This is a genomic window from Flavobacterium rhizosphaerae (assembly GCF_046000445.1).
GTDB lineage: Bacteria > Bacteroidota > Bacteroidia > Flavobacteriales > Flavobacteriaceae > Flavobacterium > Flavobacterium rhizosphaerae.
This window is the reverse complement of sequence record NZ_JBELPZ010000002.1, coordinates 249,654-276,075: the sequence shown is the minus strand read 5'-3', so window position 1 is coordinate 276,075 and position 26,422 is coordinate 249,654. Positions and strand designations below refer to the sequence as shown.

Annotated in this window: 22 protein-coding genes and 1 riboswitch; of the genes, 6 read left to right on the top strand and 16 right to left on the bottom strand. The window is 39.8% G+C overall.

Going from position 1 to position 26,422, the window contains the following annotated elements; translation table 11 throughout:
- Window positions 1-39 precede the first annotated feature (39 nt).
- The 4 genes from ABS766_RS03705 to ABS766_RS03690 all read right to left on the bottom strand — a co-directional run bounded on the left by ABS766_RS03705 (window position 40) and on the right by ABS766_RS03690 (window position 4,423).
- Window positions 40-630, bottom strand: a complete 591-nt coding sequence (locus ABS766_RS03705) for an LURP-one-related/scramblase family protein (RefSeq protein WP_408083773.1) — start codon at window positions 628-630, stop codon at window positions 40-42.
- A gap of 140 nt (window positions 631-770) precedes the next feature.
- Entirely contained in the window at window positions 771-2,006 is a 1,236-nt protein-coding gene (locus ABS766_RS03700) for a homoserine dehydrogenase (protein WP_408083772.1), read from the bottom strand.
- A 26-nt stretch (window positions 2,007-2,032) separates the two neighbouring features.
- Complete coding sequence (locus ABS766_RS03695) at window positions 2,033-3,211, bottom strand: trans-sulfuration enzyme family protein (RefSeq protein WP_408083771.1); 1,179 nt, start codon at window positions 3,209-3,211, stop codon at window positions 2,033-2,035.
- A gap of 147 nt (window positions 3,212-3,358) precedes the next feature.
- Window positions 3,359-3,462: riboswitch (SAM riboswitch) on the bottom strand.
- Window positions 3,463-3,565: 103 nt separating this feature from the next.
- Entirely contained in the window at window positions 3,566-4,423 is an 858-nt protein-coding gene (locus ABS766_RS03690) for an EamA family transporter (protein ID WP_408083770.1), read from the bottom strand.
- 99 nt (window positions 4,424-4,522) lie between these two features.
- On the opposite strand from ABS766_RS03690, the gene ABS766_RS03685 reads away from it, so the two are divergent.
- Together ABS766_RS03685 and ABS766_RS03680 are read left to right on the top strand one after the other, a co-directional pair.
- Window positions 4,523-6,133: a S8 family serine peptidase gene (locus tag ABS766_RS03685; protein ID WP_408083769.1), complete on the top strand. Its 1,611-nt coding sequence runs from the start codon at window positions 4,523-4,525 to the stop codon at window positions 6,131-6,133.
- A 58-nt stretch (window positions 6,134-6,191) separates the two neighbouring features.
- Window positions 6,192-7,133, top strand: a complete 942-nt coding sequence (locus tag ABS766_RS03680) for an NAD(P)H-dependent flavin oxidoreductase (RefSeq protein ID WP_408083768.1) — start codon at window positions 6,192-6,194, stop codon at window positions 7,131-7,133.
- Window positions 7,134-7,674: 541 nt separating this feature from the next.
- Here ABS766_RS03680 and ABS766_RS03675 read toward each other — a convergent pair.
- Together ABS766_RS03675 and ABS766_RS03670 are read right to left on the bottom strand one after the other, a co-directional pair.
- Window positions 7,675-9,096, bottom strand: coding sequence for an alkaline phosphatase (locus ABS766_RS03675; RefSeq protein WP_408083767.1), 1,422 nt, complete (start codon window positions 9,094-9,096; stop codon window positions 7,675-7,677).
- Between the two features lie 82 nt (window positions 9,097-9,178).
- On the bottom strand, window positions 9,179-9,502 hold the full coding sequence (locus ABS766_RS03670) for a YbaB/EbfC family nucleoid-associated protein (protein ID WP_408083765.1): 324 nt from the start codon (window positions 9,500-9,502) through the stop codon (window positions 9,179-9,181).
- A gap of 67 nt (window positions 9,503-9,569) precedes the next feature.
- Between ABS766_RS03670 and ABS766_RS03665 the strand changes: the two genes are divergently transcribed.
- From ABS766_RS03665 to ABS766_RS03655, 3 genes are all read left to right on the top strand, one after another.
- Entirely contained in the window at window positions 9,570-11,702 is a 2,133-nt protein-coding gene (locus tag ABS766_RS03665) for a S9 family peptidase (RefSeq protein WP_408083764.1), read from the top strand.
- A gap of 78 nt (window positions 11,703-11,780) precedes the next feature.
- Window positions 11,781-12,821 carry a PLP-dependent cysteine synthase family protein gene (locus ABS766_RS03660; protein ID WP_408083763.1) on the top strand — a complete coding sequence of 347 codons (1,041 nt, stop codon included), beginning with the start codon at window positions 11,781-11,783 and terminating at the stop codon, window positions 12,819-12,821.
- A 185-nt stretch (window positions 12,822-13,006) separates the two neighbouring features.
- Window positions 13,007-13,510, top strand: a complete 504-nt coding sequence (locus tag ABS766_RS03655; RefSeq protein ID WP_408083762.1) for a hypothetical protein — start codon at window positions 13,007-13,009, stop codon at window positions 13,508-13,510.
- A gap of 105 nt (window positions 13,511-13,615) precedes the next feature.
- Here ABS766_RS03655 and ABS766_RS03650 read toward each other — a convergent pair whose 3' ends face one another.
- The 4 genes from ABS766_RS03650 to ABS766_RS03635 form a co-directional block, all read right to left on the bottom strand.
- A complete protein-coding gene (locus ABS766_RS03650) occupies window positions 13,616-14,350 on the bottom strand; it encodes a head GIN domain-containing protein (RefSeq protein WP_408083761.1) in 735 nt (244 codons plus the stop codon).
- A gap of 91 nt (window positions 14,351-14,441) precedes the next feature.
- Window positions 14,442-15,491: a hypothetical protein gene (locus ABS766_RS03645; protein ID WP_408083760.1), complete on the bottom strand. Its 1,050-nt coding sequence runs from the start codon at window positions 15,489-15,491 to the stop codon at window positions 14,442-14,444.
- Window positions 15,472-16,017 (bottom strand): hypothetical protein, encoded by a 546-nt coding sequence (locus ABS766_RS03640; protein WP_408083759.1) that lies wholly within the window; start codon window positions 16,015-16,017, stop codon window positions 15,472-15,474. Before ABS766_RS03640 ends, ABS766_RS03645 begins: the two co-directional genes overlap by 20 nt.
- Window positions 15,998-16,567, bottom strand: a complete 570-nt coding sequence (locus ABS766_RS03635; RefSeq protein ID WP_408083758.1) for an RNA polymerase sigma factor — start codon at window positions 16,565-16,567, stop codon at window positions 15,998-16,000. Before ABS766_RS03635 ends, ABS766_RS03640 begins: the two co-directional genes overlap by 20 nt.
- A 177-nt stretch (window positions 16,568-16,744) precedes the next feature.
- Between ABS766_RS03635 and ABS766_RS03630 the strand changes: the two genes are divergently transcribed.
- A complete protein-coding gene (locus ABS766_RS03630) occupies window positions 16,745-17,239 on the top strand; it encodes a DUF6646 family protein (protein WP_408083757.1) in 495 nt (164 codons plus the stop codon).
- Window positions 17,240-17,312: 73 nt separating this feature from the next.
- Here the strand turns inward: ABS766_RS03630 and ABS766_RS03625 are convergent, their stop codons facing one another.
- The 6 genes from ABS766_RS03625 to thrA all read right to left on the bottom strand — a co-directional run bounded on the left by ABS766_RS03625 (window position 17,313) and on the right by thrA (window position 26,153).
- Entirely contained in the window at window positions 17,313-18,044 is a 732-nt protein-coding gene (locus tag ABS766_RS03625; RefSeq protein ID WP_408083756.1) for a YebC/PmpR family DNA-binding transcriptional regulator, read from the bottom strand.
- Between the two features lie 70 nt (window positions 18,045-18,114).
- Window positions 18,115-20,169, bottom strand: coding sequence for a S41 family peptidase (locus ABS766_RS03620; protein WP_408083755.1), 2,055 nt, complete (start codon window positions 20,167-20,169; stop codon window positions 18,115-18,117).
- Window positions 20,170-20,180: 11 nt separating this feature from the next.
- Window positions 20,181-21,263, bottom strand: coding sequence for a glycine cleavage system aminomethyltransferase GcvT (gene gcvT / locus ABS766_RS03615; protein WP_408083754.1), 1,083 nt, complete (start codon window positions 21,261-21,263; stop codon window positions 20,181-20,183).
- A 188-nt stretch (window positions 21,264-21,451) separates the two neighbouring features.
- Window positions 21,452-22,741 (bottom strand): threonine synthase, encoded by a 1,290-nt coding sequence (gene thrC / locus ABS766_RS03610; RefSeq protein WP_408083753.1) that lies wholly within the window; start codon window positions 22,739-22,741, stop codon window positions 21,452-21,454.
- Entirely contained in the window at window positions 22,738-23,661 is a 924-nt protein-coding gene (locus tag ABS766_RS03605) for a homoserine kinase (RefSeq protein ID WP_408083752.1), read from the bottom strand. The genes thrC and ABS766_RS03605 overlap by 4 nt, the downstream gene beginning before the upstream one ends.
- Window positions 23,662-23,702: 41 nt before the next feature.
- Window positions 23,703-26,153, bottom strand: coding sequence for a bifunctional aspartate kinase/homoserine dehydrogenase I (gene thrA / locus ABS766_RS03600; RefSeq protein ID WP_408083751.1), 2,451 nt, complete (start codon window positions 26,151-26,153; stop codon window positions 23,703-23,705).
- Window positions 26,154-26,422 lie beyond the last annotated feature (269 nt).

Here is a 26,422-nt window from a genome sequence, read left to right as displayed (position 1 = left end):
AACATTAATTAACGGGCTCCATTTGCAGCCCGGTTTATTTTATTTACTTTCTTTCAAGACCATATCAATAGTAATGGCTCCGGATAGTATCGCTATTTTATTTTTCTTGTCAGCATACTCCGGGTTAATGGTAACGTTGTACTTATCGGCAGAAGTAAAAAATTCTTTAGCCGCACCTGCCCATTTTTTAGATACAGCGCCTATCTGTGCGCCTTTACTGTCGATTATCTGAAAATTCCATGCTTTCCAGTCACCTTTAATTTCAGCTACAAGCACTTCTGATGCATCAAGGATTTTAAAGGTAGGCTTAAGCAGCTTAAATTTTTGTTTGATAAACCCTACGGTTTGCCCATGCCCGTCTTTTACGGTTATTTTAGACATAAAAAATGTCCACCCCCTTGAAATAGAGGCTTCCACTTTGCCATCAGCGTTTTGAATTTCAAGTAAAAAAGGCAGCATGTTTTTGTTTAATGCAAGGCGCAACAGCTTTTGGCCTGTAGTAAGCTTTTGCTTTACAGCCCCGGTAAGCTGGCCTTTGTCATTATACACCTTGTATTCGTTTTCAAATTTAAACATGTTTACTTTTTCATCTATGAAAAAGCTGTCAGAGTCAAAAAAATTACTTTCCATTTGTGTGTTTTATAGTTATATAGCTGGTTAAAAGTGTGTGAATATAAAAAGAAAAACAATCGAAATGATGTGTATTTGAATAAAAAACAAAACCCCGCTAATGCGGGGCAGGATAATTTAAAATTTTTGAACACTGTTTGCTATACAACCTCAAGAGGGATAGTTGCCTCAGCTTTTTTTTCGGTAACAGCCTGAATCAGGATGAAAGAGCGGTCTCCTCCATTTTGAGATTGCAGCGTTTTTAAGTTTTCCAGGGTTATGGTGCCGGTTAGATAACCTGTATCATGATTGGTATAGGCTTCTTCTATGTCATTAAAATACAGTTTAAAGTTTTCGGCATCTTCCTTTTTATGGCGTAATAAAACCTTTAGGGCTACATCGCCTGCCAGAAATACGTTTTCTTCCCGGTATATTTTTTTATATTCATAACGGTAATCATAGCTTAACGCCGATATATCAGACAATACCGCTGAGGCTGTAGGGTAAGCACCGGCGCCTTTTCCCACAAAAAAATGGGTATCGGCAAATCCTGTTTTTGTAATTACCCCGTTAAATACATCGTCTACATTATACAGCCTGTCTTCGGGCGAAACAAATTTTGGTATTACAAGCGCTGTTAGTCCTCCATCTTCACGTTTAAATGCTTTGGCTACCAGTTTTATTTTAAGGCCTTTTTCGCGGGCATATTTCAGTTCCAGTTCCCCAATATTATCAATGCCTATATTAAAAATATCGTTGGGTTTGGCAATATAGCCAAAAGCATGCGCCACCAGTATCTGTAACTTGTATTTGGCATCAAAGCCCCCGGTATCCAGTATGGGGTTGCTTTCGGCAAAACCTTTATCCTGCGCCTGTTTAAGCGCCTCATCATAGCTAAGATTTTCTTCAAATGTTTTGGTAAGTATGTAGTTGGTAGAACCGTTTACAATACCTTCTATAGATTCCAGCAGGTCATTATCATAATACTCTTCCAGGTTACGGATGATGGGCATGCTGGCACACGCAGCCGCTTCATATAACAACGGAACATTATATTCTTTTTGCAGCTTTAGCAATTCGGTAAAATGTTCGGCCACCATCTTTTTATTAGCCGAAACTACCGCTTTACCTTTTTTGAGTGCGGCAGATACAATTTCAAAAGCCGCGTCCGCATCATCAATAAGCTCTACTATTACATTTATAGACTCATCATTAAGGATGTCGTTTTTGTCAAACGTAAAATGTTCGGGTCCAATTTCACGCTCCTTGTTTTTATCTTTTACACAAATGTTTTTAATAGTTGCCCTTAACGCAGGGGTTTTCTGGAGTACTTCATACAGCCCGTGGCCCACGCAACCAAAACCAAACAGGCCTATATTTAATTGTTTTCTTGACATTATAATTTTTATCTGGGGAGAATTAGTTATACTGTTGCAGCTTCTTTTTCATTGGTTATGGCAACAGCGGCTGCAAGTGCCTGTTTTAAGTCGTCTATAAGGTCGTCAGCATCTTCAAGGCCAACCGAAAGGCGTATCAGGCTATCGGTTACACCGGCTTCATAACGTTTTTCGGCAGGAGTTGATTTATGTGTCATTTCGCACGGTAAGCACAGCAGGCTTTTTACACCGCCAAGGCTTTCGGCCAGTTTAAATAATTTAGTGCCTGTAACAATTTTTGTGGCCAGTTTTTTATCGTCAATAACCAGGTCAAACGTTACTACACCACCAAAATATTTTTGCTGCTTTTTGGCAACCTCATGGTTGTGATGTGTGGGCAGGCCGGGGTAATATACATTTTTAATCAGTTTTTCACTTTGCAGGTATTCTGCCACTTTTTGGGCATTTTCGGCATGTGCTTTTATTCTTAGTGATAATGTTTCTATCCCTCTTATAACCAGCCAGCTGTCAAAAGGAGCCAGTATGGCACCCGATGCATTTTGTACAAACTTAATTTTATCGCCAAGCTCCTGTGTTGCTGTAACTACAAGCCCCGCAATAAGGTCGCTATGCCCCGAAATGTATTTGGTAGCGCTGTGCACTACTATGTCAGCACCAAGCTCAATAGGTTTTTGCGATACGGGTGATGCAAAAGTATTATCTACACAAAGCAGTACGTTATTGGCTTTGGCTATTTTAGAAATAGCGGCAATATCAGAAATTTTTAGCGTAGGGTTGGTAGGGCTTTCAATCCAGATTAGCTTGGTTTTATCTGTAATGGCATCGGCTACATTTTGTGCATTGGTAGTGTCAACATACTTAACACTTATGCCGAATTTTTGGTAAATGTGGGTAAACAGCCTGTAAGCGCCGCCATAAATATCATCTACTGCAATAACCTCATCTCCGGCAGAAAGTAACTTTATTACCGAATCTATTGCTGCAAGTCCGCTGGCAAATGCATAGCCATTGGTACCATTTTCAAGTCTGGCAATGGTATCTTCCAGTACTTTACGGGTAGGGTTGTTGCTGCGGGAGTAATCAAAGCCTTTGTTTACGCCGGGTGCTTCCTGTACAAAAGTTGAAGTTTGGTAAATTGGCACCGAGATGCTTCCGGTTAAAGGGTCAATTGGCAGGCTGTTCAGGATGTTAGTTTGCTCTTTCATTTTAAAACTTGTTTTAGATTTTTTGTTAAACATTTTTGTTTTTCAAAAACTATCCAAAGCCAGGTATCGGAAAGGGCATAAAATAAAAAATGCCTTCCCGATAAGTCAGAAAGGCATATATATGTCGAAATATAAATTGCATTTTCTTACTTATCTTTCCACGTGAGTGGTTGAAAGTGGCACCTTATCGTTTAACGGACAGGTTGCCAAGACGTCATAGGGTCAAATCCCTCGGTCTTTCTGGATAAGAATATTTTTTGAAAGAACTTGCAGCAAAGATATGGCAGAAGTTTTTTAATTTCCAAATAAAATTCACATAAATATTTTAAGTGACTCTATTTCAGTAAAATATTTCTAATTATATAGTTGTGAAAGCGTAATAAATACTATTGCAGCAATAGCTAAAAAGATACCCGCATAGTTTACAGCAGAGAGTTTTTCTCTAAAAACCAATACGCCTGTGAGGCTCCCAATTATAATTACCCCAAGGTTCATTCCTGCAAATACTGTTGAAGGATTGCTGGAGAAAGCTTTATGAGCCATTAGGTAAAACAGAATATTTCCAAAATTAAATATGCCTACCAGTGCCCCATAGGCAATATTCATGGCATTAAATTTTTTACTTTTAAAAGCAATTTCATACACCCCAATAATAAAGCTTACTACTATTGCGCCGCAAAAAATAATAAATAATGATGTGGTGTAACCCGCTGTTGAAGATAGTGCTATCTGTTTAAATAGAATATCGATAATACCAAAACCCAACAGCACCACTACCGGGTAAAACCATTGGCCTTGTTGTTTATCGGCTTTTTTATTAAGTATTAAAATCAGGGCAGGAAAGGCAAGGCAAAGCCCTATAATTTTGTAGGTATTAAAATACTCATTAAAAATAAGCCATGCCGCCAGTATGGGGATAAAAAGTGATAGCCGCTGGGCAGCATCGGTACGCACAATTCCTACATTTCTTATTGAGGCGGCCAAAAATATAAAAATAGACGGCAACAAAAGCATAAGCGGTATATAGACCGCCCAGGGGAGGGGTGCTACATCTTCTGGCAGCTGCACATCAAAAAAAAGATAGGAAAGCAGCAGGGCAACTATGTAATTAAAAAAAATAATTTGTGGAATACGGATAATATTGCAGCGTGCGGTTTTAAATATAATGCCTACCGATACGCTACAGATAATACTAAGAAATAAATATAACATTTGTGTTATTAGGTTTGCTGCAAATTTACATTTTTACAATAACCTTTGTAACTGGATTTGTATATTTGGTAGTAATAAAATATTAAATTTCGTAAATTTATGTATGACAGGGTGCTATATATTGCAGCTTTATTTATAAGCCTTGCGGCCTATGCACAAGAAGATGCCTGGGTATATTTTAAAGATAAGCCTGAAGCTGCCTTTTACCTGGCTAACCCGCTTGAAATGCTTACCCAGAAGGCAATTGACAGGCGCGAAAAGCAACATATAGCCTTAGATGAAAAAGATGTGCCTATATCTCCCACATATATACACTCTGTGATTGCTGCAAATGGTATTACGGTAATGGCAAAAAGCAAATGGCTTAATGCACTGCATGTGAGAGGAACACAGGGTGATATACAAACGCTCACATCACTTGTTTTTATAGACAGGGTAGATTTTGCCAATACTTCGCTTAATGCGTCAGGCAGGCAGAAAAAGCGAAAAGCAGAAAAAGTGCCGCAAGCACAGCGTACTGCGCAGGAATTTAATTATGGCGGTGCAGCTACACAAATACAACTGCTAAACGGCCAATTATTACATCAGCAAAATTTTACAGGCACCGGTATGACAATAGCTGTACTGGATGGCGGATTTCCGGGGGTTGATACCGCGCAGCCTTTTGAAAGGTTGCGTAATAACGGACAAATACTGGGAGGGTATAACTTTGTAGGGCATTCCCCGGATTTTTATACCTCGGGCAGTCATGGTGCTATGGTACTTTCTGATATAGGCGGGTTTACAGAAGGCAAATTAGTGGGCACTGCCCCCGATGCGTATTACTACCTTTTTATTACCGAGGATGTAACCTCTGAAAACCCAGTAGAAGAATCGTATTGGGTACAGGCTGCAGAAGTAGCTGATAGCCTTGGGGTAGATGTAATTAATACCTCTTTAGGGTATTTTGATTATGATAATCCGGCTTATAATTATACATATGAAGATATTGATGGCAAAACAGCTTTTATAACCCGAGGCGCCAATGTTGCCTTTACACGGGGCATGTTGTGTGTAACTTCGGCAGGAAACAGCGGTATTACCTCTCACCCACATATTGGAGTGCCGGCTGATGCTGTTAATACACTAACTGTTGGTGCTGTAGACAGTGCCGAAATAGTAACCTCTTTCAGTTCCCGCGGGCCAACGTATGATCAAAGGATAAAGCCCGATGTTATGGCAATGGGGTACCAGGCGGTAGTAGCTAACCCTGAAGGAAATATTATTACTGCAAATGGTACATCATTTTCCAGTCCTATAACTGCCGGGCTGGTGGCCTGCCTCTGGCAGGCCCTGCCTAATCTGGATAATGCGCAAATTTTACAGCTAATAAAACAATCAGCGGACAGGTATGAAAACCCTGATACGGATTACGGTTACGGGATACCCGATTTTTGGCTTGCGTATAAAAACGGAAAAAAATTGCAGCAAGCTATGCAAAAGTTTATTTTATACCCAAGCCCGGTGCCTGATGCGGTAACTATTTCCATTCCCAATGGTATAGAGAATGCAATGGTTATATTTTATAATAGCTTAGGTCAGGTAGTAGTGCAAAAAGAAATTACGCCGGATAATGCTGTAATAGCAGTACAGCAATTACCGCCGGGTGTGTATGGTTATAGGATTGAATGTTCCGGTAAATTACAATGGGGCAGATTGTTAAAGCAATAAGGCAGGTGTTCATGAATTAATAAATAGACATAAAACGATAATTTTAAGTCGTAGATAAATGAAAAATAAAATAACTCAACTTTTCAATATACAATATCCCATAATTCAGGCAGGTATGGTGTGGGCGAGTGGCTGGAAGCTTGCCAGCGCTGTGAGTAATGCTGGTGGGTTAGGTTTATTGGGGGCAGGCTCTATGTATCCGGAAGTGTTGCGCGAACATATACAAAAGTGCAAAAAAGCCACTGATAAACCGTTTGGGGTTAATGTGCCGCTGCTGTACCCGGATATTGATAAATTGATGGAGGTTATTGTAGATGAAGGTGTGAAAATTGTATTTACCAGTGCCGGGAACCCCAAAACATGGACTGCTTTTTTAAAAGAAAAAGGCATTACTGTAGTGCATGTGGTGAGCAGTGTAAAATTTGCTCTTAAGGCACAGGATGCCGGGGTTGATGCTATAGTAGCCGAAGGTTTTGAAGCCGGGGGGCATAACGGGCGTGAAGAAACCACCACGTTTACGCTCATCCCGATGGTAAAAGAGCAAATTAAAATTCCGCTTATTGCTGCAGGAGGCATTGCCACGGGCAGGGGGATGCTGGCGGCAATGGTTTTGGGTGCCGACGGCGTTCAGGTAGGGAGTAGGTTTGCCGCGTCTGAGGAATCGTCGTCACACATAAATTTTAAAAATGCCATAATAGCCGCACAGGATGGCGACACTCATTTAACGTTAAAAGAGCTGGCACCCGTCCGGCTGATAAAAAATAAATTTTATAATGATGTGGCAGCGCTCTACTCCAAAGGCTGCACCGCAGAAGAATTGCAAACGCTTTTAGGGCGTGCACGTGCTAAGCTGGGTATGTTTGAGGGTGATTTGGATGAGGGAGAACTGGAAATAGGGCAGATTGCCGGGCTGATACACGACATAAAACCCGCCGCTGAAATTGTGACCGAAATGCTCACGGAGTTTGAGGAAGCTAAGAAAGAGGCTGCTTTGGTTTAAATCTTCTTATACTGCTATAAATCAAAAAGATAAAGGATAGTGTAAGAACTATCAAAGCAATTATCAAATAAATCGGTTTGCATATAGGATAATATGTTTCAAAAAATTGTGGTTTGGCACTAAGTGGTGGGTAGATGGTCCAACCTGAAGGTGAAGAAAACTTTTCATTGAAAATATATAAAAGTATCGTAACAAGAATTAAAACAATATTAAAGACAAAAATAAAAACGGATACTATTTTATTGTGACGAAAAGTATATAATAGTCTTGATATATAAGCCACCAATAAAACCAGAGTCGACAGGAATATTATAAAAGTATTACGGCTTATGATAAAATAAGTATCGTGCACATTAATATCCAGTATGATTTTATCGCCACTACCAAAACCAAAATACAACAGAACGAACAGCCACGCCAATAAAAAGGGCGAAATAAGCCAAAGGATTTCGCGAATGTATTTATTCATAATTGTGGTGTTTGATAAAAAAATGCCGTGCTTTCGGCACGGCATCTAATATAAAAATTAATCTGTTTGTTTTTAAAACTTGTTTTCTACCTCTGCTGCCTGTAGCATCATGTAATGCAGGTCAGTATTTTTAACAAAGGGTTTAAGCTGTTCGCTACCGGGGCCAAACATTGTCAGTTCTACATAATCGGCACTGTGGTCCATGCTAATCCAGCCTACAGATGTATGCTTTTTCTGCATTTCGGCAAAAGCCTCAAAAGGCAGTTTGTTATAATTATACAGGCCACCTTCTTTACCAAACTGTCCGGTATAGTGGCTTAATATAAACTTCGCTTCTTCTTCGGTAACAGTATTTTTGCCTGTGCCAGATTCTATAATTTCTCTCACAGTGCTTACTGAATCAGTAGGCTTTATCTGGTTCAGTATCCACTCGTTAGTGTGTTTGTACTCCTGCAGGCTGTCAAAATTACTGTTCGCCTGCTTGCCATAAATAATACCCGGGTTTGCATTACCGTGATCTGTAGTGATAATAACCAGGGTTTCTGTATCCTGTTCGGCAAAATCTATGGCTACTTTAATAGCATCGTCAAACGCTACCATGTCATACAACAGCGCGCCAATATCATTACTGTGTGCCCCCCAGTCAACCTTACCGCCTTCAACCTGAAGCACAAAACCATTTTTATGACCTTTCATGTGGTCTATGGCTTTTTGGGTCATCTCTGCAAGGGTAGGTACTGTTTTTTCCAGTTCTTTATCGTTGGCACGGTCCAGGCTGTAGGCCATGCCATTTTTGCTGAATATGCCTAAAACCGGCTTATCATTGCCAACACCCATCATGGCAGTGCGGTCACGCACAATATTCCAGCCTTTGGCTTTGTATTCGGTATACATATCTTTTTTATCCTCGCGGTGATCAGCATTAAAATAATCATCACCGCCCCCCATCATTATATCAAAGCCTAAGCGAAGGTATTCCTGTGCAATGTCTTCCTGTGCATTACGGCTATCGTTATTTACGCAAAATCCGGCAGGTGTGGCGTGGGTAATAGGCACTGTTGTAACACAACCGGCTTTTTTTCCTGCTTTTTTAAACTTTTGCCATATAGGCATATAGTGTTCGCCATCCGGGCCAATATTAAGCACCCCGTTGTTAACCCGGTGCCCGCCGCCCCATGATGAGGATCCGGCAGAAGAATCGGTTACTATAGAACTTGCCGAAGCCGTATCCATAAGTGCACGGCTGGAGCGCTGTTGTTTATAAAGATTTATCCAGTTAGAAGACCTGCCCAGTTTACGGTTTATATACAGGTCGGCCATATTAAGTGTGCCGGTACTCATACCATCTGCCACCATAAAAATGATGTTTTTGGCTTTTTTGTTTTTATGAAGGTTACCTGCGTTAAAAATATGTGCAGTACTTTCAAAAGGATTTGCCAGGGCAGCCCCCATTGTAAAAAGAGAACCGTTCCTGAAAAATTTTCTTCTGTCCATGAAATTAAAATTGCATTATCGGCCAAAGGTACTAACTCTGTCCTTTTTGCTTTTGCTGTTATATGTTATGTAACAGTTATTTTTAACTAAACATGTCTAATCCGGGAATATTTGGCATGCCGTCTTTGGCCACAGCGCCCAGTTCGGCCTCATTAACAGCGGTAGCTTTTTCTATAGCTTTGTTTAAAACCAGTACCAGATAGTCTTCAAGCTGCTCTTTGTCTTCTAAAAGGCTGTCGTCAATATCAACCGATTTTATGGTGCGGTTAGCGGTTAACGTAACTTTTAGCAGCCCATCATTACTTTGCTCATCAACTAAAACAGTGTCTAAGCGCTTTTTAGTTTCTTCAATTTTCTGTTGGGTTTCTTTAATTTTACCCATCATTCCCATGATATCTCCAAACATTTTTTTAAATTTTAAATATTACCACAAATGTATTAAATTGCAGAGTTATATACCAACCGGTAAAAGAATGAAAAAACACTTATTTATAAGTTTAGTTTGTGTTATTTTTGCAGGCAATGCACAAATAGGCAAAAACAAAATGACAGAAACCGTTACCCCACCGGTTGCCGCCATAAAGGCGAAACAGCTGGAGATGCATGGTGATACCCGTACAGATAATTATTACTGGCTTAACGAAAGGGAAAACCCTGAAGTTATAGACTACCTTACCAAAGAGAATGAATATTATGAAAAAATGACGGCCCACACCAAAGAGTTTCAAAAAGAACTTTTTGAGGAAATGAAAGGCCGCATTAAAGAAGATGACTCTTCGGTACCTTACTTTTATAATGGGTATTATTATATTACCCGCTATGAGAAAGGAAAAGATTATCCTATTTACAGCCGTAAAAAAGGAAGCCTTAATGCCCCTGAGGAGGTAATGTTTGACTGTAATGTTATGGCCAGCGGCCATGCTTATTTTAACCTGAACGGCATTAATATAAGCGAAGATAATAAATGGGCTGCTTTTGGCGTGGATACCGTATCGAGAAGGCAATATACGCTGCAGGTAAAAAACCTTGAAACGGGGGAGATTTTACCTACAAGAATAGAAAATACTACCGGCGGCTCTACCTGGGCTGGAGATAATAAAACCCTTTTTTATACCCGTAAAGACCCTGTAACCCTGAGGTCAGAAAAAATATACAAGCATAAACTGGGAGCAGATGTAAACAGTGATGTGGTTATTTACCATGAAAAGGATGATACCTTTGGCACCTTTGTGTATAAAGAAAAGTCTAAAAAGTATATTGTAATTGGCAGTTACAGTACCCTTACTACAGAGTACCGCTATGTAAATGCCAAGAAGCCCGATGGCGAGTTTAAAATTTTTCAGCCGCGCACCCGTGGCCTTGAATACAGTATATCACATTTTGATGATAAGTGGTACATAGTAACCAATAAAGATAAAGCTACTAACTTTAAGCTTATGGTAACGCCTGAAAACGCTACCGCTAAAGAAAACTGGAAAGACCTTATTGAGCACAGGGAAGATGTATTGCTGGAGGATGTTGATATTTTTAAACATTATCTTGTTATTAGTGAGCGTAGTAACGGGCTCAACAAAATACGCATACGCCAATGGAAGGGCGGGGAGGAGTATTACCTGCCATTTAACAGTGAAACCTACACGGCTAACACCAGTGCCAATCCTGATTTTGATACTGATGTGTTGCGTTACAGCTACCAGTCTTTAGCCACACCATCTTCGGTTATAGACTTTAACATGAAAACCAAAGAGAAAACCGTGTTAAAAGAGCAGGAAGTACTGGGTGGCAAATTTGATAAAAACAATTATGAAGAGGAGCGGGTATGGGCTACAGCACAAGACGGCACTAAAGTACCTGTTTCTATGATATACCGAAAAGGCATAGTAAAAGACGGTAAAAACCCATTATTGCTTTATGCCTATGGCTCTTACGGGCACTCTATGGATGATTATTTTTCATCGGTACGCCTCAGCCTTTTAGACAGGGGCTTTATTTATGCCATTGCCCATATACGCGGTGGCGAAGACCTGGGAAGAGAGTGGTATGAAGAGGGCAAACTGCTGAAAAAGAAAAATACTTTTACCGATTTTATTGACTGCTCAAAATATCTTATTGAGCAAAAATATACCTCGCCCGAACATTTATATGCACAAGGAGGCTCTGCCGGAGGGCTGCTTATGGGCGCAATTGTTAATATGGCGCCCCAGTTATACCACGGCATTGTAGCACAGGTACCTTTTGTAGATGTGGTTACCACAATGCTTGATGACAGTATTCCGCTTACAACAGGGGAGTATGACGAATGGGGAAACCCTAATGATAAAGAATATTATGATTATATAAAATCGTATTCGCCGTATGATAATGTTGTTGCCCAAGCATACCCTAACATGCTTGTTACCACAGGGCTGCACGACAGCCAGGTGCAGTATTGGGAACCTGCCAAATGGGTGGCTAAACTAAGAGTAGTAAAAACCGATAACAACCTGCTGTTTCTGGATACTAATATGGAAGCCGGCCACGGAGGCGCTTCCGGCCGTTTTGAAGCCCTGAAAGAAGTTGCCAAAGAATACAGTTTTTTGTTAGATTTGGAAGGAATTAAAAAGTAATTAAATTTTTTTTGTTAGATTTGCAGGGTTTGAGGTCACTAAACTTTTAAAACAGTTTACCCTGATAAACTTATTTTTATGAAAGAAGATATAAAAGCCTATAATAATGTATTAGAGTTAATAGGTAATACCCCCCTAATTAAACTTAACAAAATATCTGAGGGTTTAAAGGGAAATTTTTATGCCAAGGTAGAAGCTTTTAATCCGGGCCATTCAACCAAAGACAGGATAGCCCTTTATATTATTGAGGAAGCTGAAAAAAAAGGTATAATTAAACCGGGGGATACCATTATTGAAACTACTTCTGGCAATACAGGCTTTAGCGTAGCTATGGTGAGCATAATTAAAGGCTATGACTGTGTACTTGCGGTTAGTTCTAAATCTTCTAAAGATAAAATTGACATGCTGCGGGCCATGGGAGCCAAAGTATATGTTTGCCCGGCAAACGTATCAGCAGACGACCCACGCTCCTATTACAGCGTAGCCAAAAGATTGCATGAAGAAACCAAAGGTTCAGTATATATTAACCAGTATTTTAATGACCTTAATATTGATGCCCACTACAATTCTACCGGCCCAGAGATATGGGAGCAAACTAACGGTAAAATTACACACCTTATAGCCTGTAGTGGCACGGGTGGTACCATATCCGGCGCAGCAAGGTTTCTTAAAGAGAAAAATCCGGATATAAAAATACTTGGTGTTGATGCTTTTGGTTCGGTACTTAAAAAATATCATGAAACAAAAGAGTTTGACAGTGAAGAGATTTATCCGTACCGTATAGAAGGACTGGGCAAAAACCTGATACCTACAGCTACTGACTTTGATATGATTGACAAGTTTATGAAAGTATCTGATGAAGACAGTGCCCATACCGCAAGACATATTGCAAAAGCAGAAGGCTTATTTGTAGGGTATACCAGTGGCGCAGCTTTTCAGGCCGCAAAACAATATGCTGAAGCCGGGGAGTTTGATGAAAACAGTAATATAGTGCTTATTTTTCCAGATCACGGTTCGCGTTACATGAGCAAAGTATTTAGCGATGACTGGATGAATGAGCAGGGCTTTTTTGACAGCGTTAATATGGAAGCCACACAAAAAATTGAATTTATAAAGTAATATTCTTACCTACAATACAAGAGAGGCTTTACATTTCTGTAAAGCCTCTTTCTATATAAGCCTCTTTAAAAATTAAAAAGCCTTAATAATTACAAGAGGCTATTGTTGCCTTGAATATGACCCGGTTAGATGTTTTATATTAGCAGAATATTATTTAAACCTATAGATACAAATTAGCTTAGATTATGAAATTTAACCACCGCATGCGAATATGGCACCGCTACCTCGGATTTTTTTTGGCGGGTATAATGGCTGTATATGCCCTTTCGGGTATTATCTTAATTTTCAGGAAGGAAAGTATTTTTAAAAAAGAGGTAACAGAAGAGCGTACTATAGCCCCGGGGTTAACTCCAGATGCACTTGGGCCTGCACTACGGATTAGAGACTTTAAAGTTGAAAAAACAGAAGGCAGTCTGATTTATTTTAAAGATGGCACTTATGATAAATCTAATGGGCATGCAGTATATAAAACGCTGCAATATCCGTATGTAATAGATAAGATGACACAACTTCATAAAGCGAATAGCGGACAGCCTTTGTTTTTCTTAAATGTGTTTTTTGGTGTGGGTTTACTGTTTTTTGTTGTTTCGTCTTTCGTTATGTTTTTACCAAAAACAGTTATATTTAAAAGAGGTATTTATATAGCCCTGGCCGGACTTGTACTGGCGCTAATTTTAATTTTTGTTTAAACGAGGACTTATCCTGTTTAGAAATAAAGAAAAGGGTTCTCTTAAAAAAATGCCCAAACGGCAATTTTAAGAGAACTCTTTTCAGGGTAACATAACTATTTTAGCCTAAAAAACTTCAAAAGTACCGCTTCCAATACATTTTAAATCCTGGTTCTCAGGTTCGCCCGTAAATGCAATAGTACCTGTGCCGTTTATTCTGCCTGTAATTTTATCATTACTCATAACATTAAGTTTGCCAGAACCTGTAAGATATGCTTCTACCGTGCGTGTTTCCAGTCTTTTAGTATCTATAACACCAGAGCCTGTCAAGTCTAAACTAGTATGTTTACAATATCCCCTTAAAGTTATACTGCCTGAGCCATACACTTTAGCCTGTGTGCTATTGGCATACAGGTAAAAATCCATATTACCGCCGCCATTAAGCTTAAATACAATATCATTTTTAAACGTTTTGCCCGATGCTATACTCCCAGATCCGTTAAGGGCTATTGTAGTAAACTCTTTGTAAGGTATTTCTATAGAAATTTTATTGTGCCTTCCGGGTTCAATAGTAAGATTTTTTTGTAATGAAATATACAATGTACCCTCCTTAACTTCACTTAAAACTAGCGGTGTAATATTTTCGGGTCCGTTAATAGTTATCTGGTTACTGTTATGGCGGGTAATGGTAACTTCAAAAGGGCCGGTTATATCCAGCGCATTGTAAGCTTCTGTTTGTCGCTGCTCTTTTATGGTGTGTGAACTTGCTGTAATGACTTCATTTTTTAATTCTTGTGCATTTTGTGCTCTTGCCGAAAGGGTAAAAAATATCCCGGCAGCCAAGGCTACTAATTGTTTCATAATGTTCGTTTTTTTATTGATTAAAATTGATGATTACTGATTGATGATGATTTATTAGATGATGATGATTGCTGATTGTTACATGATTTTTTTATTTGATTATAAATATTGCATTTCCAAAGTCAGAAGTGATATTGATTTTGCTCTTACCTTGGGCTTTATAATAGCCCTTTAAATAAAGCTCCTCATCCTTTTGATGCCGCTTAGTAAAATTGGCACCACTAAGGCCCGAAACATTAAAATAGTCGCCATTTAATTCAAAATCAAAGGAAAATCCGGGTGAAGATTTAATATCTATATTACCATAGTCGCCATTAAAATTAAGCGACTTTAAGGTGTTTTCAACATCTATGATGATGGTAGAATAATCAGAAGTAAGGTTTACTTTATCTTTAGCCGATTTTATTTTAAGGGTAATATAATCGCCGTTACCATTAAAATTATGTACACTGTCAATTTTTAAATCACCATAATCTCCATTAAAACTAAGGTCGGCTACACTTTTAATTGTTAGTAATGAGTAATCTCCGTTGAAAATTAATTTTTCACATTGGTCTATTACAATATCCGAATAATCAGCTGACATTGTTAACGATTTTACATAGCCAATCCTGGACACTTTTGAGTAATCTATTTCAATAATGTTACCGCTACCGTTAAGGGACTGTATGTCAATAGGGCCATAATCACACTGTATATTCGCCTTGCCATTTATTTCACCTGTTTTAATGCTGCCATATATATTTTTAAGCATTATACTGCCCTGCTTAGGTATTTTAACGGTGTAATTTATAGACATACTTACTTTATGCCCGCTAAAATTGCCAATAATTGTGCGTGCTGTAGCTTTGGCAGATGTAGCCGCGAAGTCTACATTTATAGCATTTATTCTTTTTTCGGCTACTTCCTGTTTATCTGCCCCTACAGTAATCACTACATCAATAGCAATTTTATTTTCATCCCAGGTGGTTACATATATATTGCCATACTGGTTATCTATATCCAATAATGCATTACTGCTTACCGAAAATGTTTTGCTTATCCTTTTCTCTTTTTTATATTTACCATTTACCTCGCCGGCATGTAACGCAAAGGGCAGCGCCAGTAGTAGCAGTAAGTAATTAAGCATTGTTGTTTTCATGGTATTGTTCTTTAATTTTTTTGATGTTTTCTATTTTTTCTGATACTTCTTCCAGAAAAGAAATACGGGTTTGCAGGTTAGTAATCAGGGCATGTATAAGCTGTTTGCTTTCGCCTTTTGTACTCAGTTCCTGTAAAAGCCTGTTGTAATCTTTTTCCAGTACATTTAATCGCTTTAGTGCATCCTCAACCAGTATTTTGGTTTCGGGGGTACTTTCCTGCTGCACTTTTTTTAATTCTGTATTAATAACAGTGGTAAAGTAATCCTGTGTTTGCTGTGCCTTAGGCGATAACGTTGCCACGTTATGCTTGCTAACGGGCTGCGGATTAAACATAAAAATAATTGTAGCTACTATAACTGCTACCGCTGCAGCGGGTATTGCCAGTAAAAAACGTTTCTTTTTTTTCTTTTTTCCATCCAGCTCGTCCAGCCTTTGCATAAAGCGCTTGTGGTGGCCCATGGGTGGCTCATGCACATCCCACCGGTTGTTTAGCATCTCATCCATTTTATTCTCCCCGTTCTTCATAAATGTTTAAATTTTTGAGCAGGCTGCTTTTGGCCCTGCTAAGGGTAGTGCGGCAATTGCCGGCAGTAATACCCATTATTTCACAAATTTCTTCCTGGTCATACCCTTCTATATATAGCAGGGTAAGTATAATCCTGTAACTTTCTTTTAAACCCTGTATGGCTGTTATAACCTGTTGTACCTGCATATTGGTAAAATCCAGTACCTCTTCATTTTTATAATCCTCATCTTCTACTTTATATAGCACAGGCTCTAAAGCTTCGGCAGTATGCCGGTTTATTTTTTTATAACTGTCCAGGCTGTGGTTTACCACAATCTTTTTTAACCATGCTCCAAAGGCAACATCTCCTTTAAAAGTATCCAGTTTGGTAAAGGCTTTTAAAAAAGCCTCCTGCATAACATCTTCTGCCCAATGGTTGTCTTTTACAATGCGTAATGCAGTATTATACATGGCTTTGTAGTACCGGTTATACACTTCAAATTGTGCACTACGGTTGCCTTTGCCACATTGGGTTATTAAATAATCAATATCCGGATTTGTACTTGCCAATGGTTAACTGGTTTTAATATAATGACGATATTTATTAACCAAAGGTTACAGTTATTACATGTTTTTTTGAAAAAAAGTTTTTTATAAAGGTAATGTGTAAGAAAAATTATAATAATATTATGGCTTTTTTAGATTAACTTTACCCTGTTTTAAGTGCAATGTAAAAATGGATGACTTATGAAGAAAATATTATTATTTGCCGGCTTGCTGGCTGCTAATTTTGCCGGGGCACAGGCTTTTACCGGAAAAGGGGATGCCAAGCTGAATATTGGCGCTAATATACAAGATGGCGGTGCAGGTATTACCGGTACAGTTGATTTAGGTATTGGGGAAAACCTTTCTTACGGTTTTTCTGCTACGTATTTGCTTGGAGTTGATGAAGTATTAGGTGAAAAACCAGATTTTGCAGACAGGGCCGATATTAAAGCCAGGCTTAATGCTAATATAGGTAATGTAATTGGTATAAGTGAACAGTTTGACCTATATCCTGGTTTAGACCTTGGCCTGCGTAATTTTGGTGCCCATGTGGGCGCCCGTTACTTTTTTACAAATGGTTTTGGGGTGTATAGCGAAGCGGGTTTTCCTATTGCGCGATATGACACTGACCCTGTTGGGTTTGATTATCTTAATAACCAGTTTGTGTTTCAGGTAGGCGCTTCGTTTAATTTTTAAAAGAAAGAGAACATATTATAAAAGTAAGGGCTGCCATTTGGGAGCCCTTACTTTTATAATATGTTATAATGTACTATTCTTCATCATCTGTATCACGCTCCTGCATGGTGTGGTACACATTCATCACATCATCGTCTTCTTCAATTTTTTCAAGCAATTTTTCCACATCGGCAGCTTCTTCAGCACTAAGCTCTTTTGTTACCTGCGGAATCCTGTCAAAACCTGAAGAAAGGATTTCGATATTACGGCTTTCCAGTTCTTTTTGTATGGCGCCAAAGCTTTCAAAAGGGGCATACATTACAATGCCGTCTTCGTCTGCAAAAATCTCCTCTACACCATAATCAATCATTTCCAGCTCCAGTTCTTCAACATCCTGGCCTTCGGCAGGTATGCGGAAGTTACAGGTGTGGTCAAACATAAATTCAACCGATCCCTGCGTGCCCAATGTACCGTTACATTTATTAAAATAACTCCTTATGTTGGCAACGGTTCGGTTATTATTATCGGTAGCGGTTTCTATAAGTATGGCAATACCGTGTGGGGCATAGCCTTCAAAAAGTACTTCTTTATAGTTGGCCGTGTCTTTATCAGATGCTTTTTTTATAGCCCTTTCAATATTATCTTTGGGCATGTTTGCCGCCTTGGCATTTTGTATTACCGCCCTAAGCCTTGAGTTGCTTTCGGGGTTAGGCCCACCTTCTTTTACGGCAATAACAATATCTTTACCTATGCGGGTAAATGTTTTGGCCATAGCAGACCAACGTTTCATCTTTCTGGCTTTCCTGAATTCAAACGCTCTTCCCATATATAACAGTTTATTTGCTGTACAAAAATAAACTTATTGGCTGTTTTTGCAAAACTATTGCATATTGATTTTAGCGGTTCTTCATAAGGGTATGCAGGTCGCGTAAAATATTGATACTTTCAGGAATGTACGGATCTCTTTTAACCGATTTTATTTTGAAGTTATTTATAGTGCTGTAAAAGGTGTCTTTAAGCTGCTTTTCGGGCACATCGCTATTGGTTACGGTAATATCGTATTCTGTATCAGTAGTTTCAGATATTTCACTCCAAAGGCTGTCCATAAGGTGTACATCATCAAAAACATCATCAAAGGTAACCGGCAAAGGTGGTTTTTCGGTATCATACAGCGTGCTTATACGCTGGCTCACTTCCTCTATATTTTTTAGCCCTGCATTGGTGCTTATTCTTGCCTTGCTTAGCACAATAGCCTTTTTAAGCGCATCATACGGCATTTTAACATAGCGTAACTTTATATCAATGGTATCATTTTTAAGGGCGGTGGGCATGGTGCTTTCGCGCATCATGAGCTTTTCATATACCGAAGGCAGTTCAATATCAGGAACAACGCCAATATATTGGTTGCTTTTACCGGTTATCCTGTAAAACTTATCAATGGTTACCTTAACAAAATCGGTTGGGTTTTCTTCTTCAAGCGGCATAATGGTTTGCATGGTGGCCTTACCAACAGTAGTGTTGCCTACAATTAGTGCGCGGTTATAATCTTGCATTACCCCTGCAAAAAACTCGCTTGCCGAAGCGGTAAAACCATTTACAAGCACTACCATGGGGCCATCATACAACATGCCGCGGTTATAATCGCGTATGGTGTTATACATTTGCCCGCGCTCTGTTACTACCGATACAGGGCCAAAATTAATAAACATGCCTGCCATGCGTATTACCTCGTCCATAGAGCCGCCACCGTTAAACTGCAGGTCTATTATAAGCCCCTTTATATTTTTTTTCTTTAGTTTTAAAACTTCAGCGGCAACATCATCAGCACAGCCATTAGAACCGGCTTCGGTTGCGGTATAAAAGCTGGGCACTTTTATATAGCCTACAGCGCTATCACCATCATTACCTTCATTCAGCACAAAACTGTAGACTGAGTTTTCATCGGCTTTCATAATTTGTTTCTCCAGGCTTACAGTATATAGTGTACCGTCTTTTTTGCGGAGTGTGAGTACTACTTTTTTATAGCTGTCTGATGAAACTATTTCTGAAATGGCCTCCCATGAGGCACAGGACACTTCATAAGTTTTATTATTGGCTGTGAGCTTTAAAAGCTGGTCGCCTTCTTCTATTTTGCCCGATAAAAAAGCCGGACCGCCGGGTACTACATCCTGTATAACAATATCATTATTTCCATTTTGCCCTATATAGAGGCCTAAAGAGTAATTATCTGATGATATGGATGATACAAAAGATGCCCGCTCATTGTAGTTAAAGTAGGTAGAGTGCGGGTCGAACCAGGAGCAGAATACCGAAAAAAAGCGGTTATACACACTTTCTTCAAAGCCTTCTGAGGGATCCAGCAGCATATTAATGCGGCACAACTGAGCCTCAAATATTTTATCACGGGCATTTTTAGAAAGGGAATCAAACTGTAATTTAAGCGAGTCTTTGTTTTTACTGAGCTTGGCTACATCTTCCAGTATTTCCAGAATAATTTTTTTACGCGTAAATTTCTTTATGTCATCGCCGTTGCTATGGTAGGGAAATGATTTTTTGGAATAGAAAATAGTATCGTTGGTGGTGAGAGAAAAATTTGTTTTGCTAAACTCCTCAATATACTTTTTATTGCGGTTTAGTGCGGTACGGTAAGACTTTATAAAATCGCCAAAAAAAGAACAGTCATTGGCTAAAAGGTAATCGTCAATTTTATACTGGTGTACCGCAAGGCTGTCATATTCACTTTTTAAAAACAACTGGTGGTTATCGTCCAGTTGTTCCATCACGGTATTGAATACGTATGCCGAAAGGGAATCGTCAATAGGTTTTGGCTGGTAATGCCGCTCCTGCAATACGGCATTAATACGGGTAAAAATGCTGCATGCCTTTTCATATTCCTGGGCTTTTGCTGCCTGTAGGAACAGTAAAAAGGCCAATGCAGCTATTTTTTTCATACTATCATGTTTTATTTTTTATAAAATGGCGGTTTAACCACTTTTGCAGGGACATCATTTTTACGTATCCTGATAAAAATTTCGCTTCCTTCAGCGGCAAACTCTACAGGTACATACCCCATACCAATGCCTTTGCTTAATGATGGCGCCATAGTGCCCGAAGTAACTTTACCAATTATTGTACCGTTTGCATCTGCAATTTCATAATCATGCCTTGGTATGCCCCTTTCGGTAAGTTCAAAGCCTACCAGTTTGCGGGTAACACCTTCTTCTTTTTGCTTTTTTAGCGCTTCTGAATTTACAAAATTTTTGGTAAACTTGGTAATCCATCCCAAACCGGCCTCAAGGGGCGATGTAGTGTCGTCTATATCATTTCCGTACAGACAAAAGCCCATTTCGAGGCGTAGGGTATCACGTGCAGCAAGTCCGATAGGCTTAATGCCATAAGCAGCACCTGCTTCAAATACTTTATTCCAGATTTGTTCAATCTCGCTGTTTTTGGCATAAATTTCAAATCCACCACTGCCTGTATAGCCTGTAGCAGAAATTATTACGTGCTCAATGCCGGCAAAATCCGCCACTTCAAAATGATAATATTTTATAGCAGAAAGGTCTATTGATGTAAGCGGCTGCATAGCCTCAACCGCTTTTGGCCCCTGTATGGCAAGCAGTGAATAATCATCGCTTATATTTTTCATTTCGGCGCCCACAGTGTTGTGCGAAGAAATCCAGGCCCAGTCTTTATCTATGTTGCTGGCATTTACCACCAACAGGTACTGTTCTTCTTTTATTTTGTATATAATAAGGTCGTCTACAATACCGCCTGTTTCATTAGGCATGCAAGAGTACTGCGCACGGCCAACGGTAAGGGTGGCAGCATCATTGGTAGAAACTTTTTGTATCAGATCCAATGCATTTGGGCCGCTGATTAAAAATTCACCCATGTGCGAAACATCAAAAACGCCCACACCATTGCGAACAATTTCGTGTTCTGCATTAACCCCTTCATATTGTACCGGCATGTTATATCCTGCAAACGGAACCATTTTAGCCCCAATTGCCTCATGAACATGTGTTAGTGCTGTATTTTTCATTTATTTTTATAAATAATGTTTGAGAGCGCTAAATTATTGAAAAAAATGCAATAGGCAGGGTGGTTACTAAGAATTGTTAGATATTTTCAGGATTATAACTTTAGCAAGCTAACAAAATTTGTTACGCTTACCACATGTCTGTTGTTATAATAGACACAATAAAGAAATTTTAAAACTTTTTGATGGTATCAGCTTTTTAAAAATGCTTTCAGCTCCTCATAATTGCTAATTTTTTCTGCTTTTTTCTCACCATTTAAAACGGCTTTTATCTGCTCGGGTACCGGTACTTCAATATTGAGGTTATTGGTAATACTATCAGCAAACTTTACAGGGTGGGCAGTTTCCAGAAATACCCCGGTATACCCCGGATTTTTCTCCATATATTTTTTCAGGCCGAGGTAGCCCACTGCCCCGTGAGGGTCGCACAAATAGTTATGTTCCTCATATACTTTTTTGATGGCTGTAAGGGTTTCATTATCAGTAAAAGAGTAGGAGGTGAATGCATTATCTAACTCCTTAAACTCTTTATTGAACAGTTGCATTATCCGTACAAAGTTGCTTGGGTTGCTTACATCCATTGCATTACTAAGGGTTTCCACAGTAGGCTTTGGTTCATATTTCTGCGACCCCATGTAGCGCGGTACCGTATCATTTACATTGGTAGACGCCACAAAATGCGCTATAGGCAAGCCAATACGTTTAGCCATTAAACCTGCGCAAATATTACCAAAATTACCACTGGGCACGCTTACTACTAATGGTTTGCCTAACTTTTTTAGCTCTTTGTAAGCAAAAAAGTAATAGAACATCTGCGGCAGCCAGCGTGCTATATTTATAGAGTTAGCAGAGGTTAGATTTATACCGCTGAGTTCTTTATCCATAAAGGCTTGCTTAACCATATCCTGGCAATCATCAAAAGCGCCGTCAACCTCAAGTGCCGTGATGTTCTGCCCAAGGGTGGTAAGCTGTTTTTCCTGTACATCACTCACCTTACCGCTGGGGTAGAGTATCACTACATTAATATTTTCCACGCCCAAAAAGCCATTTGCCACAGCGCCGCCGGTATCACCGGATGTAGCTACCAGTATGGTGATTTTCTTATTTTCACCTTCGGTAAAATAGTTGAGACATCTGGACATAAACCTGGCACCGACATCCTTAAATGCCATAGTGGGACCATGAAATAGCTCGAGTGCAAAAATATCGTTCTCAACCTCCGGCAGCGGGAATGGAAAAGATAAAGTCCCGGAAATTATTTCCCGAAGCTTTTTTTCCGGAATCTCTTCACCTACAAAGGTTTTAATAACCTGATAGGCAATTTCCTCATTAGTATACTCTTCCACATGCTGAATGAAATTTTTATCCAAACTGTGAATGATTTCGGGGAAATAGAGCCCTTTATCGGGGGCAATACCCGTTATGGCAGCTTCTTTAAAAGTGGCTTTCAGGGTGGGGTTATTCAGGCTATAGTATTTCATGGTAATATTTTTATTCCTGTTGGATTAATAGGTGATACATGCACTTCAAACGGCACGCCAATATCTTGCATTACAGCAGCCATAGCTGTTGCGGCTTTTTGGGCGGTTTCCCTGCCTTTGCTGAGCGCAAACACCGAAGGCCCGGAGCCTGAGATACCTCCGCCCAACGCCCCTTCGGCTTTGGCTGCAGCTTTAAGTTCCTTAAATTTTGGTATTAATATACTGCGTACAGGTTCTACCAGTTCATCGTGCAGGCTGCGCCCAATAAGCTCATAATCATTAGTATAAAGTCCGCTTATCAGTCCGCCCAGGTTACCACATTGTATCGTGGCTTTTTTTAGGCTGATGTTTTCCCGAAGTACAGACCGCGCATCTATAGTTTTAAGTTCTATCTGGGGGTGTATCACGCTGGCATACAGTTCTTCAGGAGCTTTTATACTGATGACATCCAGAGGTTCATAGCTTCTGACCAGTGTGAATCCTCCCAAGAGGGCAGGGGCTACATTATCGGCATGTGCGGTGCCGCTTGCCAGTTTTTCGCCCTCTGTTGCAAAGGGTATTAACTCTTTTAACGTAAGCGGGTTATCAAGTAAATAATTTATACCGAAAACTGCCCCGGCCGCACTTGCCGCGCTGCTGCCGATACCGCTTCCGGCTTTTATTTTTTTATGTATCTGTATCTCAAAACCGTAATCAGGCTGCAATTTTTCGATTAAGGCAAGTGCTGCAACTCCCGCCACATTTTTTTCTGTTTCAAAGGGTAGGTCGGCGCCGGTTATAGCTGTTATGCGGACGCCTTTTTCGTTAGTTTTGGTTATAATCATTTCATCACCAATGCTTTCAAGGCACAGGCCAAGCACATCGAACCCACAGGATACATTGGCTATGGTGGCAGGGCAAAATATTTTTATGGTGTCCATTCTGTCTTTTTATCTCCCTTACATTCAGAGAGGGTTGGGGCTTATCTGTTTCCAATCCGTATTACATCTGCAAAAATACCTGAGGCCGTTACATCTGCCCCAGCCCCAGCGCCTTTTATCAGTAGTGGCTGGTCGGCATATCTGTCAGTATAAAAAAGTACTATATTATCTTTACCCTCAAGGTTATAGAACGGATGGTCTGCGGGAATCATCTGCAGGCTAACACTGGCTTTATTCTTTTTGAAAGAAGCTACAACCTTCAGTTTGCAGTACTGTGCTTTGGCCTGGTTGTACAGGTTATCAAAATAATCCTTATTATCTTTTAAAGATTGTATAAAGTCGGCGTTATTGGTAGTAGCCATACATTCATCCGGCAGGAACGATTTGGTTTTAATGTCGTCAATCTCCATTTTATAACCGCTTTCGCGTATTAGTATTACCAACTTGCGCTTTACATCAATGCCACTAAGGTCAATTTTTGGATCGGGTTCTGTATAGCCTTCTGCCATAGCCTGTTGCACCACTTCATCAAAAGGATTATCCTCATTAAAATTATTAAAAATAAAGTTCAGGCTGCCGCTAAGTACCGCTTGTATTTTTTTAACCCTGTCGCCACTGGCAACCAGGTTTTTAAGGGTGTCTATAATAGGCAGCCCCGCACCCACATTGGTTTCAAATAAAAAGGGGGCATTATACTGGCGGCTCAGGTTTTTTAGCAGCTTGTAATTTTCGTATTCAGATGAGCATGCTACTTTGTTACAGGTTACCACACCAATACTGCTTTTAAGATATTGCGCATAGGTTGCCGCTACATCATGGTTGGCCGTATTGTCTACAAAAATGCTGTTACGCAGGTTCAATTCTTTTATTTTACTGATAAAGCCCTTAAAGTCAGATTTTTCACCTTGAGGTAATAATTCTTGCCATTTTTTCAGGTCAATACCATCTTCGTCAAAATACATGGTACGGCTGTTAGCCATACCTGCAATACGCACGTTCATCTTCAGGTTTTTTTTAAGGTATTTGGCCTGCGCCTGTATCTGCTCAATAAATTTTTTACCCACGTTGCCCACACCCATTACATACAGGTTAAGCTGAACGGTGGCATCCTCAAAAAAGGTCTCGTGCAGGGTATTCAGGGCTTTTTTTACATCTTTTTTATCTATTACGGCAGAAATATTCCGTTCAGATGCCCCCTGTGCTATTGCCCTTATATTAATATTGTTTTTACCGAGAGAACTGAACATACGCCCGCTGAGCCCCTGGTGGTTTTTCATGTTTTCTCCTACAACGGCAATAATGCTCATACCGTTTTCTAATACGGCAGGATATATTTTGCGCTGTTCCATTTCATAGCTGAATTCTGCATTAATAGCAGCTTCTGCTTTCTTACCTTCAGCTTCCAGTATCCCCAGGCAGATAGAATGTTCGCTGGAGGCCTGTGTGATGAAAATCACGTTTATATTTTCTTTGCCAATAACATCAAACAGGCGTTTGGAAAACCCTGAAACACCAACCATGCCCGGGCCTTCAACCGTTATTAGCGTTATGTCGTCAATGTTGCTAATGCCGCGTATGGGGTTGTCACTTTTTACTTCGGGCATTTTGCTAATGGCACTTCCCGGGGCATCAGGTTCAAAGGTATTTTTTATATAAAGGGTAATGTCTTTGTTTAGTATGGGCTGTATGGTTGGCGCATACAGCACTTTAGCGCCAAAGTGGGAGAGCTCCATAGCTTCCTCAAAAGTAATATGAGGTATGGGTTCTGCCAATTTCACCATTTTCGGGTTGGCAGTAAAAATTCCGCTTACATCAGTATAAATTTCAAGGGTATTTACTTCAAGTGCTGCGGCTACAATAGCCGCGGTATAATCGCTGCCGCCACGCCCAAGGGTAGTAGTATGCCCGTCTGCCGATTTTGCTATAAAGCCGGGCATAACAGTTACCCTATGCTCCGTTTCCTCAATATAATCAAATATGAGTTTGTTGGTAACGGCAAAATTTACGGCCGCCTTACCAAAACGGTTATTAGTCTGTATTAGTTCACGACTGTCTGCCAGTGCAGTATCTTCGCCCTGTGCCTTTAACGCTTCGGTAATAATATAGGAAGAAAGGGCCTCACCAAATGAAAGTATCAGGTCTTTGGTACGTTCAGATAATTCACCAAGCAAAAAACAACCATCCAATAGTGTTTCAAGCCGGTTCAGCTCCCGCTTCACATGGCTTAGTACACTGCTTTGTCCGGCAACAGGTATCAACTCTTTAACGGTTTCCAGGTGTCGGGTTTCAACCTCCTGCATTATTTCCTTATATGTTTCCGTTTTTTCAGAGGCATTTATGGCTGCTGTAAGGAGGAGGTCGGTTACACCGCCCAGTGCCGAAACAATAACAATTACAGATTCTTTTTCACTTTTTTGTTTGATGATGCTGATACAGCTTGAAATATTTTGTGCATTGGCTACAGAAGTACCGCCAAATTTGATGACATTCATTACGGATTGGTTTTAGGGTAAATATACAATTATACATGGGGTAGTAGGTTATTTTAGTTTAAAAAATAACGCCGTACGCTGGTTATATGTAAATGATTATACCCCTAATGGGGTGATGGTGGTAGTTATAATGCCGGTAATGCCAAACACTTTGTTAAGCGGGGCAGAAAGGGTTAAATATTTGTTGTAGTTACCGTACATATCCTTACAAAAATAATAAATTTACAGGGCGGGCAATGATGAGCCTAAATTTTTACGGATATTTTATA